Origin of the sequence: Paracoccus aminovorans (assembly GCF_900005615.1) — a bacterium.
Taxonomy (GTDB): domain Bacteria; phylum Pseudomonadota; class Alphaproteobacteria; order Rhodobacterales; family Rhodobacteraceae; genus Paracoccus; species Paracoccus aminovorans.
The window spans coordinates 645,898-659,817 of record NZ_LN832562.1 but is presented as its reverse complement, the minus strand read 5'-3'; the positions used below and the strand labels follow the sequence as shown (position 1 = coordinate 659,817).

The following is a 13,920-nucleotide window of genomic DNA, read 5'->3' as shown; positions in this document are numbered from 1 at the left end:
CGGAAGCCGGGTTCTGGCCGGCGACGCCGGAACTCGGGCCTGGCCCGGACGCCGGCACCGCAGCCGGCCCGGACCCGCGACGACGGTCCCCGCCGCCTCGGGCCTGGCTTCGCGCCCGGTCCATGTCCGGTCCACGGCCGGTCCGTGTCCGGCTCCAGGCCCGGGCCCGGGCGTTGGCCGCAGGCTCGGCCCGGATCCGGACCTGAGGCAGCGCGCCCGGTCTCGACGCCGGTCCCGAAGCGGCCCCCGATGGCGGGCCGCGGACACCGGCGCCCGAGTGTCTTGGCGCCCCGCCCCGGACGCCGGGCCGCGACGGCGGGCCGCGACGCCCGGCCACGACGCCGGTCCCCGATGGCGGATACCGCCGCCGGGTCTGGCCGCCGGATCCCACCGCCGGGCCCTGGCGCCTGGCCCTGATCCCGGGTCCCGATCCCGGGTCCTGGCGCAGACCCCGCCGGCCGGTCCCGAAGCGGCCGGCCCCGAAACGACCGCCCGGCGCTGCGCCCTGCCGCGCCGGCCCGATCCCTGCATCCGGTGAGGACGATGATTTCCACCCTGATCCCTTCGCGCGCCACGCTGGGCGAGGCCTTCCCGGGCTTCGCGGTCTCGGTGCTGGTGGCGGCGACGGCGCAATTCCTGTCGGACCATTACGGCGCGCCGGCGATGCTTCTGGCGCTGCTGCTGGGCCTGGCGCTGAACTTCCTGGCCGAGGACGGCACCCGCACCGCGCCCGGCATCGCCTTCACCGCGCGCACGGTGCTGCGGCTGGGGGTGGCGCTTCTGGGCGCGCGCATCTCGGTCGACATGCTGGCGGCGCTGGGGGCGCGCTCGATCGTTCTGGTGGTGGCGGGGGTGGTGCTGACCATCCTCTTCGCGCTCTTCGCCACCCGCTTCGTCGGCCGCAGCTGGCGCTTCGCGCTGCTGACCGGGGGATCGGTGGCGATCTGCGGCGCCTCGGCGGCGATGGCGATCGCGGCGGTGCTGCCCAAGCACGAGAAGTCCGAGCGCGACCTGGTGTTCACGGTGCTGTCGGTGACGGTGCTGTCGACCGTGGCCATGGTGGTCTATCCGATGCTGTCGAACGCCTTCGGCTTCACGGCGCGCGACAGCGGCGTGTTCCTGGGCGGCACCATCCACGACGTGGCGCAGGTGGTGGGCGCGGGCTTTTCCATCGGCCCCGAGGCGGGCGAGACGGCGACGCTGGTCAAGCTGATCCGGGTGTCGATGCTGGCGCCGGTGGTCTTGTGCTTCTCGCTGGTCATCCGCTCGCGCGGGCTGGCCGACACCGAGGGCGGCAAGGCGCCGCCCCTGCTGCCGAGCTTCGTGCTGGGCTTTCTGGCGCTGGCGGCGCTCAACAGCTTCGGGCTGGTGCCGGCCTGGGCCTCGGACCTGGCCGGGCAGCTCAGCCGCTGGGCGCTGCTGATCTCGATCGCGGCGGTGGGCATCAAGACCTCGCTCGGCAAGATGCTCGAGGTCGGCACCGGCGCCATCGGCCTCATCGTCGCCGAGACCGTCTTTCTGGGCGTCTTCGTCGTCGCCGGCCTCCATTTCCTGGGATGAAACGCATGGATCCGCTGCACCGCATCTACCAGGCCGCGAAGCGCCTGGACCGCCACATCGTCCTGCCCGAGGGCCGCGACCCCCGCGTCGCCGAGGCCGCCGCCAGGCTGGCGGCCGAGGGTCTGGCGCGGATCACGCTGATGGACGGGCCCGACCTGCCCGGCGTGACCGCCCTGGCCCCGGCCGAGGCCCCGGACCTGCCCCAACTCGCCGAAAAATGGCACCAGATCCGCGCCGCCAAGGGCATGACGGCCGGCCGCGCGCTGGAGGAGATGCGTGACCCGATCCGCCAGGCGGCGATGCGGGTGCGGCTGGGGCAGGCCGACGGCACCGTCGGCGGCGCGGTCGCGACCACCGCCGACACCGTGCGCGCGGCGCTGCAGGTGATCGGCAAGGCACCGAAGGCCGGCATCGTGTCGAGCTTCTTTCTGATGCTGCCGGGGCGCGAGGATGCGCCGGTGCGGGACGGGCTGATCTTTTCCGACTGCGGGCTGGTGATCCAGCCCGACGCGGCCGAGCTCTCCGCCATCGCGCTTTCGGCGGCCGAGAGCTGCCGGCGGATCCTGGGCGAGGTGCCGCGGGTGGCGCTGCTCAGCTTCTCGACCGCCGGTTCCGCCGACCATCCGAGCCTCGGGCGGATCCGCGAGGCGGTGTCGCTGATCCGGGCGGCGGCGCCGGATCTCGAGGTGGACGGCGAGATGCAGTTCGACGCGGCGCTGGACCTGGAGATCCGGGCGAAGAAGGCGCCGGCGAGCCCGCTGACGGGCCGGGCGAACGTCTATGTCTTCCCCGACCTGGCCGCGGGCAACATCGGCTACAAGATCGCGCAGCGCCTGGGCGGCTGGAAGGCCATCGGCCCGATCCTGCAGGGCCTCGCCAAACCCGCCAACGACCTCTCACGAGGATGCTCCGTCCAGGACATCGTCGACGCCGCAGCAATAACCGCAATCCAGGCCAAATCAGAAAAAATGTAGTGTAATCTGAAGGTTTCGGTGTATTTTGCGGCTGCATTTTGACAAGGCGAGATGCTAAACCTTTTGGCAACCAGTCCGTGCCATATTGCGCCAAAGTCGTTATGGATTCACTTTGGTTGGACAGCGCAGCACAGGAACAGACGACCGGTCAGAATATCGGGGCGGCAATGGCGTGGAGCAGGATGTGTCGGCCGGTTGTCCCGGTCCTGCGCTGGTAGATCGCGCAGGCCGGCGGGTGCTCCCGGACCGTAGAGTTCCGCCTGGAACGCGCCGCGGCGACGGCGCGCGGCCACGTCGCGGAACAGCAGGCGCGGTTGCCGGTCGTCGTCGAAAAGGTCGAACTGGCGCGCATGACTCTGCCGGAACTGCTGCCCGAGCGCGCTTCTGGCAGTGGTCGAAGGTCGGCGCGGTGCCATCGGTTTGGTGGCGGTGCCCCGCCCTGCAGGCTAAGCCGCACCATCTGTGCATCGGTCAGCCAGAAAAGCTCGCCCATGATCCCTCCCCGTGGCGGGAACTTGAGTCACGGCACCCAACCCGCATCAACCGTGTTTATAGGTCCTGACGATGCTGAATTTCAGCATCCGTCTCAGCTATCTGATGTTTCGAAGCGCCAGCCGCAATCGCGATGATTTCGAGGGCTATTACATGCAGGTCTATCGCGAGCATGTCGAGATGATCGATCTGATCCGGCAGGGCGACGGCCGGCGGCTGCAAGAGATCAGCCAGCAGCATATCCGCCTGTTCTCGGACCGGGTGTTCGCCTTTCTGGTCCAGCGGGCTCAGATCGAGGCCTCGGTCCATGATTTCGGGCCGGTTGCGGACCCGGCTCCGGCAGAGAGCCGCTCGCGGTCGCGAAAGGCATAGGCCTTGCCGGAAGCCGTTCCCCTTGGGCTTGACGAATATCTGGCGGGCGGCATCCGTCCCCGGATCATCGACGCCGCCGCCGCGCTTTTTCGTCAGCGCGGTTTCAACGCCGTCTCGATGATCGAGGCCGGGCAAGCCGTCGGTTTATCGAAGCCTGGTCTTTATCATCATTGGCCGAATAAGGAAGCGCTGCTGCTCTCGATCGTGGGGATCACGGGCGCGCTGCTGCTGCGGCAACTTGAGGACGTCAAGGCGGCGACCGCGGATCCCGAGCAGCGGATGCGTCTTTTCATGCGCGGCCGGATCGCGGTCGTCGCGCGTCACCAGGACCTGTTCACCGTGACCTGGCAGGAACGCGCGATCCTGGGGTCGGGCAGTTACAGCCGCCTTGCCGCCACCGCCGAACGGTATCGAGACAGCGTCCGCAGCCTGATCGACGATGCGAAAGAGGCCGGGCTGATCCGACCCGAGGTCGATACGCATCTGCTGATGCTGGCCATCGACGGCATGACCGGCTGCGCCTATTTCTGGTATCGCGAACAAGGCGCGCTGCGCCCGGCCGAGATCGGCGATGCCTTCCGGGACATGCTGCTGGGCGGGGTTGCGGATCCGGGTCTTCCGGGCCCGGATATTGCCGCAAACTGAAACGGCGGATGGACCGCTTGGCGTCGTCGATTTCGCGAATCGTGTTTCATTTCATGATGGCGGGACCGCATCGGCATTCACGGCCGGTGCGAAGCCGATATGGAAATGACGCGGCAGCAGGGCCGAGATTGATTTCTACCCTATGCGGGGGAACGGCGTTTCTCGGATCCTTGTGCGATTTTCCTTTCTGCTTCGCATTAGAATAAATGAGAAAATGTCCAGTCTTGCCGCTTTTCCCCCAGTTTTCCTAATGCGATGTCGCTGAACATTCTCCTTTGCGGGGGTGTTCCGTCGGAGATTACCAAAGATGGCGAAGGGCCCCGGCGGGGGCCGCGCACAGGAGGGCCGCGCCATGAAACCGACATTCAAGCTCGAAGGCATCTACACGCCGCTGATCACCCCGTTCCACGCCGACGGCGGCATCGACTTCGACGGTCTGGCCGATCTGGTCGAGCATCTGGTCGCGGGGGGCGTGCACGGGTTGATCTCGGGCGGCTCGACCGGCGAGAACTATGCCGAGACCGTCGAGGAACGCCTGGAGCTGGCCCGCTTCATCGCCGAGCGCAGCGCCGGCCGGCTGCCGGTCATCGTCGGCACCGGCGCCATGCGCACCCCCGACAGCATCGCGCTGGCCGAAGGCGCGCGCGCGATGGGCGCCGATGCGATCCTGCTGGCGACGCCGCCCTATTCGGTGCCGACCGAGGCCGAGAACGCCGCCAATGCGCTGGAAATCGACCGCGCCGCCGGCCTGCCGGTCATCCTCTACAACTACCCCGGCCGCATGGGCGTCAGCATGGGGCGCGCGTTCCTGGACATCGTCGGCGCCTCGGAAAACGTCGTCGGCATCAAGGAAAGCTCGGGCGACGTGAACCGCATCCACACGCTGGCCTGCGACTATCCGAACATCCAGATGAGCTGCGGCATGGACGACCAGGCGCTGGAATTCTTTGCCTGGGGCGCGCGCAGCTGGATCTGCGCCGGCTCGAACTTCCTGCCCGAGGAGCATGTCGCGCTGTATGAAGCCTGCGCCGTGCGCGGCGATTTCGCCACCGGCCGCCGGATCATGACCGCGATGATGCCGCTGATGGGCGTGCTGGAGCAGGGCGGCAAGTTCATCCAATGCGTCAAGCACGGGGTCGAGACCGCCGGGCTGCGCGCCGGGCCGATGCGCCCGCCGCTGCAGGGGCTGAACGCCGATGAAAAGGCCGAGCTGGAAGCGGTGATCGCGACGCTGAAGACCGCCGTCGCCGCCATCGTCGAGGGGGAATGACATGACCGACCTTCTCGGCACTTCCGAATACAAGGCCATCGCGGCCGGGCTGTCCTTCCCGACGCAGGCCTTCATCGACGGCGGCTTCCGGCCGGCGCTGTCGGGCAAGACCTTCACCACCACCAACCCCGCGACCGGCGAGGCGCTGGCCGAGATCGCCGCCTGCGACGCGCGGGACGTGGACCTGGCCGTCGCGGCCGCCCGCGCCGCCTTCGAGGACGGGCGCTGGTCCAAGCTGCATCCGGGCGAGCGCAAGGAAACGCTCTTGCGCCTCGCCGCGCTGATGCAGGAACACGCCCGCGACCTGGCGGTGCTGGAAAGCCTGGACGCCGGCAAGACCATCTTCGACTGCGAGACGGTCGATGTGCCGGAAACCATCCATGTCATCCGCTGGCACGCGGAACTGATCGACAAGATCTACGACCAGGTCTCGCCGGCCTCGGCCAGCCATATCGCGATGGTGGTGCGCGAGCCGGTGGGCGTCGTCGGGCTGGTGCTGCCCTGGAACTTCCCGCTCTTGATGCTGGCCTGGAAGATCGGCCCGGCGCTGGCCGCGGGCTGTTCGGTGGTGCTGAAACCGGCGGCGGAGACCACGCTCAGCACGCTGCGCGTCGCGGAACTGGCGGCCGAGGCCGGGCTGCCGGCGGGCGTCTTGAACATCGTCACCGGCTCGGGCTCCGCGGTGGGCGAGCCGCTGGGCCGGCACCCCGACGTCGACATGGTCAGCTTCACCGGCTCGACCGCCACGGGCCGGCGGTTCCTGAACTATTCGGCCGACAGCAACCTCAAGGAGGTGGTGCTGGAGCTGGGCGGCAAGAACCCCTGCGTGGTGCTGGACGATGCCGAGGACCTGGAGGCGGTGGCGGCGCATGTCGTCAACGGCGCCTTCTGGAACATGGGGCAGAACTGCTCGGCCGGCTCGCGGCTGATCGTGCAGCGGGGCATCCGCGACCGGCTGCTGGACAAGGTCCGGGCCGAGGCCGCGACCTGGCTTGTCGGCGATCCGCTGGACCCGGCCATCCGGGTCGGCTCGCTGGTCAGCCAGGCGCATTTCGACAAGGTCGCCGGCTATCTGGAAGCCGCGCAATCCGAGAATATCCTGTTCGGCGGCAGGATCGTCGCGCCGGGCTTCATCGAGCCGACCGTCGTGGAAACCGCGCGCGATTCGAAACTGGCGGTGGAAGAGATCTTCGGCCCGATCCTGACCGTGGTGGTGGTGGACAGCGTCGACGAGGCCATCGCGGTCGCGAACGACACCGAATATGGGCTGGCGGCCTCGATCTTCTCGGCCAACGGCAGACGGGCGCTGCGCGGCGCCCGCGCCCTGCGCGCCGGCACGGTGACCGTCAACAGCTTCGGCGAGGGCGACGTGACCACCCCCTTCGGCGGCTACAAGCAATCGGGCTTCGGCGGGCGGGACAATTCGATCCACGCCCATGACCAGTATACACAGCTCAAGACCATCTGGATCGACCTCACCGACCATGCGGCGGGCGACTGATGGCCCGGCATGACGCGATCCGCACCCCGGTCTTCAACGGCCCGGCCGGGTGGAGCGCGATCCTGCCCCCGGCCGCGCCCCGCGCGCGGCTGCAGGGCGCCGCGGGCTGCGACATCGCCATCGTCGGCGCGGGCTTCGCGGGGCTGTCCGCCGCGCGGCGCCTGAAGCAGATCGACCCGGGGCTGGACGTCGCGATCCTGGACGCCGCGCGGATCTCGGAAGGCGGCACCGGGCGCAACTCGGGCTTCATGATCGACCTGCCGCACGAGCTGACCTCGTCGGACTATGCCGGCGCGGGCGACGGCCACGACCGGCAGCTGACGCGGCTGAACCGCCATGCCATCGACTTCGCCGACGCGGCGGTCGAGGAATACGACATCCCGCGCGGCTGGTTCCAGCGCGCGGGCAAGATCAACGCCGCCGCCTCGGCCGCCGGGATCGCCGGCAACGTCAGCTATGCCGCGCACCTGCGCCGGATGGGCGAGGCGCACGAGCTCTACGACGCCCGGCAGATGAAGGAGATCACCGGCTCGGACCATTACCAGGGCGGGCTCTATACCCCGGGCACGGCGATGATCCAGCCGGCGGGCTATGTGCAGGGGCTGGCGGCCGGGCTGGAGCGCGCCGGCGTGCGGATCTACGAGAACGCGCCGGTGCTGCGCCTCGAAAGCGGCGCGCAGGGCTGGCGGGTCGCGACCGCGCAGGGCGAGATCCTGGCGCAGCGGCTGATCCTGGCCAACAACGGCCATCTGGAAAGCTTCGGCTTCAAGCGCGGGCGGCTGATGCACATCATGCTGAACGCCTGCATGACCGAGGAACTGCCGCCCGAGGCGATCCGCGCGCTTGGCGGCCAGGAATGCTGGGGCGCGACGCCGGCCGATCCGATGGGCACCACCGTGCGCCGCATCGGCCCCGCGCAGGGCGGCCACCGCATCGTGATCCGGCAGGGCGGCTATTACCGGCCCGGGATGCGGACCAGCGCCCGCGACCTGTCGCGGCTGGTGGCGATCATGCGGCGAAAGTTCGACGTCCGCTTCCCGATGCTGAAGGGGATCGGCTTCGAGCATGCCTGGTCGGGGCATCTGTGCCTGTCGCGGAACGCGGTCTCGGTGATGCGCGAGCTGGAACCGGGGCTTTACGCGGCCTGCGTCCAGAACGGGCTGGGCACGGCGCGGGGCACGCTGACCGGCATCGGCGCGGCCGAGCTCGCCTGCGGGCGCAAAAGCGCGGTGACGGAATTCTTCGCCGCCGAAGCCGAACCCGCCCGACTGCCACCCCATCCCTTCGACACAATCGGCGCAAACGCCTATATGCGATGGAAAGAATGGAAGGCGAGGTTAGAATGACCCCCGATACAAGGAGAAAGTCATGCCGCCGATCAAGCGCCGCTACCTGCCGTCGCTGGGCTCTTTCGCGACCTTCGAGGTTGCGGCCAAGCATCTGAGCTTCACTCTCGCGGCCAAGGAGCTGAACGTGACGCAAGGCGCCGTCAGCCAGCAGATCCGCCTGCTGGAGCGGGCGCTGGAGGTGCCGTTGTTCGTCCGCAAGCACAATGCGCTGGAACTGACGCCGGAGGGCGCAGGCCTGTTTTCCGCCGTCACCGCCGGGCTGGACACGATCAGCGCCGCGGTCTCGCTGCTGGCGGGGGAGGAGGGGCCGCAGGTGGTGACGGTCTCGGCCACCGACGGAATGTCGCTGTTCTGGCTGCAGCCGCTGATCGACAGCTTCCGCGCCGCCAATCCCGAGGTGGGCTTCGTCGTGCTGGCCTCGGATGCGGACGACACCTTGCGCAACTATGCCGATGTGGACATCGCCTTTCTGTGCGGCAACGACCGCTGCGAGGTCGGCGAGGAACTGCATTTCCTGTTCCCCGAGATCGCGCAGCCGGTCTGCACGCCCGAGTTCCTGGCGCGGCACGGCCCCTTCGACGACCCCGGCAGCCTGAACCGCGTGAACCTGCTGCATCTGCACGACAGGCATTGGAGCGCCGACGCCATCGGCTGGCAGCCGCTGGGCTGGGCCGAATGGTTCCGCGCCCAGGGTGCGGAATGGGCCAAGGCGCCCTCGAGCCTTTCCACCAACAAGGTCAGCCTGCTGATGGCGGCGACGCTGGCGGGCGAGGGGGTGATGCTGGGCTGGCATCACATGGTCCAGGCGCCGGTGGCGCAGGGGCGCCTGGTCTTTGCCCATCCTGCCCCGATCACCGCCGGGCGAGGCAATTTCCTGAATTGCAAGCAGAAATCCATGAAGCGGCCGGGGGTTGCGGGGTTCGTGGCCCATGTGCTGGCAACCTTGCGGGCCGAGGCGGTCTAGGTTCTTTGGACTCTTGGGATTTCTTTTTGTCTGAAGGGGTGATTCAAGTTTCCCGTTGCATGGAGGTTTGCGATGGGAGTGTTGGATCGGCTTGTGCTGTCGGACGGGCAATGGGACCGGCTTTCGGCGCATATCATCGGGGATGAGCGGACGCGCGGCATCAGCGGGCGCGACAATCGCATGTTCGTCGAGGCGGTTCTGTGGATCGTGAGGACGGGTTCGCCGTGGCGCGACCTGCCCGACGTGTTCGGGTCGTGGAACAGCATGTTCCGCCGTTTCAGCCGGTGGAGCTGCAAGGGATCTGGTGGCGGATATTCGCGGCGATGTCGGATGACGCAGACTTTGAATACCTGATCGTGGACAGCACCATCATCCGCGCCCATCAACACGCCTCCGGTGCAAAAAAGGGGCTGAAGATCAGGCCCTTGGCCGATCCCGTGGCGGCCTGAGCACCAAGCTCCACATGGCCGTCCGGGGCCTTGGCTGCCCGATCCGCTTCACCCTGACCGCCGGGCAGCGAGGAGATGCGCCGCAGGCCGAAGCCCTGATCGCAGACCTGCCCGCCGAGGTTATCATGGCCGACACCGCCTATGACAGCGACCGCCTGCGCGAGACGGTTGCACAGAAAGGGGCTGTCGCCGTTATTCCAAACAACCCGTCGCGCGCCCGCAAGTATCCGCTCGACCGGCATCTCTACGCACAACGGCAGTTGATCGAATGTTGCTTCTCAAGGCTCAAGCAATTCCGAAGGGTCGCCACACGATACGAGAAAACCGCCAGAAATTACCTTGCTGTCGTCACCATCGCAGCAATCGTCCTATGGATCAGGTAAATGTCCAAAGAACCTAGGGGCGGTTCGGGCGCTCCCACAGATTTACTAATGCCGCGCCGAAGCAAATTCTCGTTTGCCCGGAATCGGTGGCCGCGGGATAAATTCCTTGTCAAGGATGACGGGGCGTCCTGACGAACTTTTCTTCCCCTTCTTGCCCGTCACGGGACGGGTTCGGGCAACCGGCCAAGGCAGTCGCCGCGGCGACGGCAGGCCGTGTCCGTCGCCCGGGCACCGGCCGGAAATCCAGACGACAGCGGAGGACTTCATGCGCAGACTTTTCAACGCACTTCTTGCCGGCGCCGTGGCGCTTGGGCTTGCCGCGCCGGCGATGGCGCAGGACAAGACGATCAAGATGGGCACCATCATCTGGGAGGACCTAACGCCGATCACCGGCATCACCAAGAAGGTGCTCGAGGACAAGGGCTTCACCGTCGAGGTGACCGAGTTCTCGGAATGGGGCATCGCCTATGCGGCACTGACCAAGGGCGACATCCAGGTCATCGCCTCGCAGACCGATTACGTCGCCCAGGACTACTGGAACAAGAACAAGAACCGGCTGGAGAAGATCTCGCCGGTCTCGCACGGGCTCTACCAGGCGATCGCGGTGCCGAAATACGTGCCGATCGACTCGATCGAGCAGCTGAACGATAACGCCGACAAGTTCGGCGGCAAGATCATCGGCATCGAGCCCGGTTCGGGCCTGATGCGCGAGGCCGCGGATGCGGTCGATGCCTATGGGCTGAAGCTGCAGCTGATCGAGGGCTCGACCGCCGGCATGACCGCGGCGCTGAAATCCGCCGTCGACCGCCAGGACTGGATCGCCGTCACCCTGTGGGAGCCGACCTGGATGGCGTTGAAGTTCGACACCAAGTTCCTGGCCGATCCCAAGGGCATCTTTGCGCCGCCGCAGGGCTATTACTGGATCGGCCAGAAGGGCTTCTCGGAAGCCAATCCCGAGGCGCGCGAGGTGATCGCCAGCGTTTATGTGCCGCTGGTCGACATCGCCCGCATCAACGCGGCGGTGAACGACGGCAAGGCCATGGACGAGGCCGTCGCCGACTGGACCGCCTTGCACGAGGACCTGCTGAAGCGCTGGGAAAACATCAAGTCCTACTGAACCTGCGCGGACGGGCGGTCCGGGATCGGATCGCCCGTTCGTCCATTCGAATGACGTTACAGGGAGGCGTGGGTAATGGCGCATGATGAAGCGACGGATGTTCTGATCGATTGCCGATCGGTATGGAAGGTGTTCGGGGACCGCTCGGGCGAGGCGATCCGCGCCATCGCCGAGCGGGGCCTGGGCAAGCAGGAGGTGCTCCGGGAATACAACTGTGTGGTCGGGGTCTCGGAAGCCAGCATCCAGGTGCGGCGGGGCGAGATCTTCTGCATCATGGGCCTGTCGGGCTCGGGCAAGTCGACGCTGATCCGGCTGCTGAACCGGCTGATCGAGCCGAGCCTGGGCCAGGTCCTGGTCAAGGGCCGCGACATCGCCGCCATGGACGCCGCCGCCCTGCGCGATACCCGCGCCCGCCATATCGGCATGGTCTTCCAGTCCGTCGCCCTGCTGCCGCAGCGCAACGTGCTGGAAAACGCCGCCTTCGGGCTGGAGGTTCAGGGCGTGCCCAAGGACGAACGCAACCGCGCCGCCGAGGTCGCGCTGGACAAGGTCGGGCTGTCGGACTGGAAGCTGCGCTACCCGTCGGAACTGTCGGGCGGCATGCAGCAGCGAGTGGGGCTGGCGCGGGCGCTGACCTCGGACCCCGAGATCATCCTGATGGACGAGCCGTTTTCCGCGCTAGACCCGCTGATCCGCCGGCAGTTGCAGGACGAGTTCCGGCAGCTGACCAAGGACCTGGGCAAGTCGGCGGTCTTCATCACCCATGATCTCGACGAGGCGATCCGCATCGGCGACCGCATCGCCATCATGAAGGACGGGGTGATCATCCAGACCGGCACCGCCGAAGAGATCGTGATGAACCCGGCCGACCAATATGTCGCCGATTTCGTCGCCGGCATCTCGCGGCTGCACCTGGTCAAGGCGCATTCGGTGATGGTGCCCGTGGCCGAATGGCCGGGCGAGGCGGGCGGCCTGCCGCGCTGCGCCGCCGATGCGGACATCGACGCGCTGATCGGCCGGATCACCGAGAACGGCAGCGACGCCGTCGCCGTGACCGAGGCGGATCGGGTCGTCGGCGTCGTCACCATCCGCAACCTGCTGCTGGGCGTGCGGGGCGAACCCGACGCCCGCGCGGCCTGAGGAGGGCGGCATGGAGGATTTCGTTACCGCTTTCGACACCGCCGTCGACAGCGCGCTGTTCTGGCTGTCCGATCACGCGGCCTTCATCTTCGACGGCGCCCGCGCCGTGCTCGAGGGGCTGTTCGACGGCGTGGAGTGGCTGCTGCTTCTGCTGCCCTTCTACCTTGTCGCGCTGCTCGTCGGGCTGGCCGCTTGGCGGGTGCTGAACCTGTGGGCGGGCATCGCCGCCGCAGTCGCGCTGGCCTGCTGCGCCGCGATGGGGCTGTGGCCCGCGACCATGGCGACACTGGCCCTGGTCATCGCCGCCACCCTGATCGCGCTGGCGATCGGCCTGCCCCTGGGGGTGATGGCCGGGCTGATGCCGCGGCTGGACCGGGCGCTGGTGCCGGTGCTGGACCTGGTCCAGACCATGCCGCCCTATATCTATCTGCTGCCCTCGATCGCGCTGCTGGGCTTCGGCCCGGCCACGGCGCTGGTCGCGACGGTGATCGTGGCCGTCCCGCCGGCGATCCGGCTGACCGCGCTCGGCATCCGCCAGACGCCGAACGAGTTCATCGAGCTGGGCCATGCCTCGGGCGTGACGCCGTCGCAGATGTTCTGGAAGATCCGGCTGCCCTTTGCGCTGCCCTCGATCATGGCGGGCGTGAACCAGAGCCTGATGATGGCCTTCGGCATGGTGGTCATCGCCGGCATCGTCGGCTCGGGCGGGCTTGGCGAGACGATCTACGGCGCCATCCGCACGCTTGACATCGCCACCTCGATCAACGCCTCGATCGCCATCGTCGTGCTGACCATGGTGCTGGACCGCATCACCCAAAGCCTTGCGAGGATGAAATGAGTTTCAATCCCGGAGCCGTCCTCGCCCCCGTCGTCGACTGGCTGAACGCCAATTTCCACGGCTTCTTCGCCCTGGTCACCAAGGTGATCGAGGCGGTGCTGGGCGGCATCGAGGCCGCGCTGCTGGTGCTGCCGCCCTATGGGCTGATCGCGCTAGTTGCGGTCGCGGCCTTCTTCGCCGCCGGGCTGCGGGTGGCGGTGCTGTCGGCCTGCTGCCTGGGCTTCTGCTGGCTGGCGGGCCTGTGGACCGGCTCGATGCAGACCATTGCGCTGGTGGTGGTCGCCGTGGCCATCGCCGTCGCCATCGCCTTTCCCCTGGGCATCCTGGCCGCGCGCCGGCCGCGGGTCGAGGCGGCGCTGCGTCCGGTGCTCGACGTGATGCAGACGGTGCCGCCCTGGGTCTATCTGATCCCGGCGGTGATGATCTTCAGCCTGGGCAAGGTGCCGGCGATCATCGCGACCATCGTCTACGGCATCCCGCCGATGCTGCGCCTGACCACGCTGGCCTTCAAGGGCGTGCCGACGGATCTGAAGGAGCTGGGCGAGTCCATCGGCGCCAAGCCCCGCACCATCCTGTGGAAGATCGAGTTCCCGGCGGCCACGCCGACGCTGCTGGTCGGACTGAACCAGTGCATCCTGCTGTCGCTGGCGATGGTGGTGCTGGCGGGTCTGGTCGGCGCCGGCGGTCTCGGCGCCGAGGTGACGCGCGGGCTGACCCGCATGGAGATGGGCCTCGGGCTGCGCGCCGGCCTTGCCATCGTCGCCGTTGCAATCCTGCTCGACAGGCTCTCCCGCGGTGCGCTGGAGCGGAAGCGGCGCTAGCCGGGGACGAGGGGACAAAGGCGACGCCGTGCCCAGAGCCGGCGT

13 protein-coding genes and 1 pseudogene are annotated in these 13,920 nt (G+C 68.0%); 13 read left to right on the top strand and 1 reads right to left on the bottom strand.

Going from position 1 to position 13,920, the window contains the following annotated elements:
* The first annotated feature begins 543 nt into the window (after positions 1-543).
* Both JCM7685_RS19060 and pta read left to right on the top strand, forming a co-directional pair.
* The gene (locus tag JCM7685_RS19060) at positions 544-1,560 is read left to right on the top strand and encodes a YeiH family protein (RefSeq protein WP_074967962.1); all 1,017 of its coding nucleotides are present in this window, start codon (positions 544-546) and stop codon (positions 1,558-1,560) included.
* 5 nt (positions 1,561-1,565) lie between these two features.
* Complete coding sequence (gene pta, locus JCM7685_RS19055; RefSeq protein WP_074967964.1) at positions 1,566-2,534, top strand: phosphate acetyltransferase; 969 nt, start codon at positions 1,566-1,568, stop codon at positions 2,532-2,534.
* A gap of 148 nt (positions 2,535-2,682) precedes the next feature.
* Here pta and JCM7685_RS19740 read toward each other — a convergent pair whose 3' ends face one another.
* Positions 2,683-3,027 (bottom strand): hypothetical protein, encoded by a 345-nt coding sequence (locus JCM7685_RS19740; protein WP_145981088.1) that lies wholly within the window; start codon positions 3,025-3,027, stop codon positions 2,683-2,685.
* A gap of 71 nt (positions 3,028-3,098) precedes the next feature.
* On the opposite strand from JCM7685_RS19740, the gene JCM7685_RS19050 reads away from it, so the two are divergent.
* From JCM7685_RS19050 to JCM7685_RS19000, 11 genes and pseudogenes are all read left to right on the top strand, one after another.
* Entirely contained in the window at positions 3,099-3,398 is a 300-nt protein-coding gene (locus JCM7685_RS19050) for a GntR family transcriptional regulator (RefSeq protein WP_074971324.1), read from the top strand.
* A gap of 3 nt (positions 3,399-3,401) precedes the next feature.
* A complete protein-coding gene (locus JCM7685_RS19045; RefSeq protein WP_100526165.1) occupies positions 3,402-4,043 on the top strand; it encodes a TetR/AcrR family transcriptional regulator in 642 nt (213 codons plus the stop codon).
* 352 nt (positions 4,044-4,395) lie between these two features.
* Positions 4,396-5,313: a dihydrodipicolinate synthase family protein gene (locus JCM7685_RS19040; protein ID WP_074969805.1), complete on the top strand. Its 918-nt coding sequence runs from the start codon at positions 4,396-4,398 to the stop codon at positions 5,311-5,313.
* A gap of 1 nt (position 5,314) precedes the next feature.
* Positions 5,315-6,814: an aldehyde dehydrogenase gene (locus tag JCM7685_RS19035; protein WP_074969803.1), complete on the top strand. Its 1,500-nt coding sequence runs from the start codon at positions 5,315-5,317 to the stop codon at positions 6,812-6,814.
* Positions 6,814-8,160: an NAD(P)/FAD-dependent oxidoreductase gene (locus JCM7685_RS19030; RefSeq protein ID WP_100526164.1), complete on the top strand. Its 1,347-nt coding sequence runs from the start codon at positions 6,814-6,816 to the stop codon at positions 8,158-8,160. Before JCM7685_RS19035 ends, JCM7685_RS19030 begins: the two co-directional genes overlap by 1 nt.
* Positions 8,161-8,182: 22 nt before the next feature.
* The gene (locus tag JCM7685_RS19025; RefSeq protein WP_074971312.1) at positions 8,183-9,127 is read left to right on the top strand and encodes a LysR family transcriptional regulator; all 945 of its coding nucleotides are present in this window, start codon (positions 8,183-8,185) and stop codon (positions 9,125-9,127) included.
* A gap of 72 nt (positions 9,128-9,199) precedes the next feature.
* A pseudogene (locus JCM7685_RS19020) lies at positions 9,200-9,959 on the top strand (IS5 family transposase).
* Between the two features lie 265 nt (positions 9,960-10,224).
* Positions 10,225-11,076: a glycine betaine ABC transporter substrate-binding protein gene (locus JCM7685_RS19015; RefSeq protein ID WP_074971272.1), complete on the top strand. Its 852-nt coding sequence runs from the start codon at positions 10,225-10,227 to the stop codon at positions 11,074-11,076.
* Between the two features lie 75 nt (positions 11,077-11,151).
* Positions 11,152-12,216 (top strand): quaternary amine ABC transporter ATP-binding protein, encoded by a 1,065-nt coding sequence (locus JCM7685_RS19010; RefSeq protein ID WP_074971270.1) that lies wholly within the window; start codon positions 11,152-11,154, stop codon positions 12,214-12,216.
* A gap of 10 nt (positions 12,217-12,226) precedes the next feature.
* The gene (locus JCM7685_RS19005; protein ID WP_074971268.1) at positions 12,227-13,054 is read left to right on the top strand and encodes an ABC transporter permease; all 828 of its coding nucleotides are present in this window, start codon (positions 12,227-12,229) and stop codon (positions 13,052-13,054) included.
* Positions 13,051-13,875, top strand: a complete 825-nt coding sequence (locus JCM7685_RS19000) for an ABC transporter permease (protein ID WP_100526163.1) — start codon at positions 13,051-13,053, stop codon at positions 13,873-13,875. Before JCM7685_RS19005 ends, JCM7685_RS19000 begins: the two co-directional genes overlap by 4 nt.
* Positions 13,876-13,920 lie beyond the last annotated feature (45 nt).

What these genes read in the sequence shown, in the direction of transcription:
- JCM7685_RS19060 (WP_074967962.1), top strand. Translation starts at nt 544, where the DNA reads ATGATTTCCACCCTGATCCCTTCGCGCGCCACGCTGGGCGAGGCCTTC.
- pta (WP_074967964.1), top strand. Translation starts at nt 1,566, where the DNA reads ATGGATCCGCTGCACCGCATCTACCAGGCCGCGAAGCGCCTGGACCGC.
- JCM7685_RS19740 (WP_145981088.1), bottom strand. Translation starts at nt 3,027, where the DNA reads ATGGGCGAGCTTTTCTGGCTGACCGATGCACAGATGGTGCGGCTTAGC.
- JCM7685_RS19050 (WP_074971324.1), top strand. Translation starts at nt 3,099, where the DNA reads ATGCTGAATTTCAGCATCCGTCTCAGCTATCTGATGTTTCGAAGCGCC.
- JCM7685_RS19040 (WP_074969805.1), top strand. Translation starts at nt 4,396, where the DNA reads ATGAAACCGACATTCAAGCTCGAAGGCATCTACACGCCGCTGATCACC.
- JCM7685_RS19035 (WP_074969803.1), top strand. Translation starts at nt 5,315, where the DNA reads ATGACCGACCTTCTCGGCACTTCCGAATACAAGGCCATCGCGGCCGGG.
- JCM7685_RS19030 (WP_100526164.1), top strand. Translation starts at nt 6,814, where the DNA reads ATGGCCCGGCATGACGCGATCCGCACCCCGGTCTTCAACGGCCCGGCC.
- JCM7685_RS19025 (WP_074971312.1), top strand. Translation starts at nt 8,183, where the DNA reads ATGCCGCCGATCAAGCGCCGCTACCTGCCGTCGCTGGGCTCTTTCGCG.
- JCM7685_RS19015 (WP_074971272.1), top strand. Translation starts at nt 10,225, where the DNA reads ATGCGCAGACTTTTCAACGCACTTCTTGCCGGCGCCGTGGCGCTTGGG.
- JCM7685_RS19010 (WP_074971270.1), top strand. Translation starts at nt 11,152, where the DNA reads ATGGCGCATGATGAAGCGACGGATGTTCTGATCGATTGCCGATCGGTA.
- JCM7685_RS19005 (WP_074971268.1), top strand. Translation starts at nt 12,227, where the DNA reads ATGGAGGATTTCGTTACCGCTTTCGACACCGCCGTCGACAGCGCGCTG.
- JCM7685_RS19000 (WP_100526163.1), top strand. Translation starts at nt 13,051, where the DNA reads ATGAGTTTCAATCCCGGAGCCGTCCTCGCCCCCGTCGTCGACTGGCTG.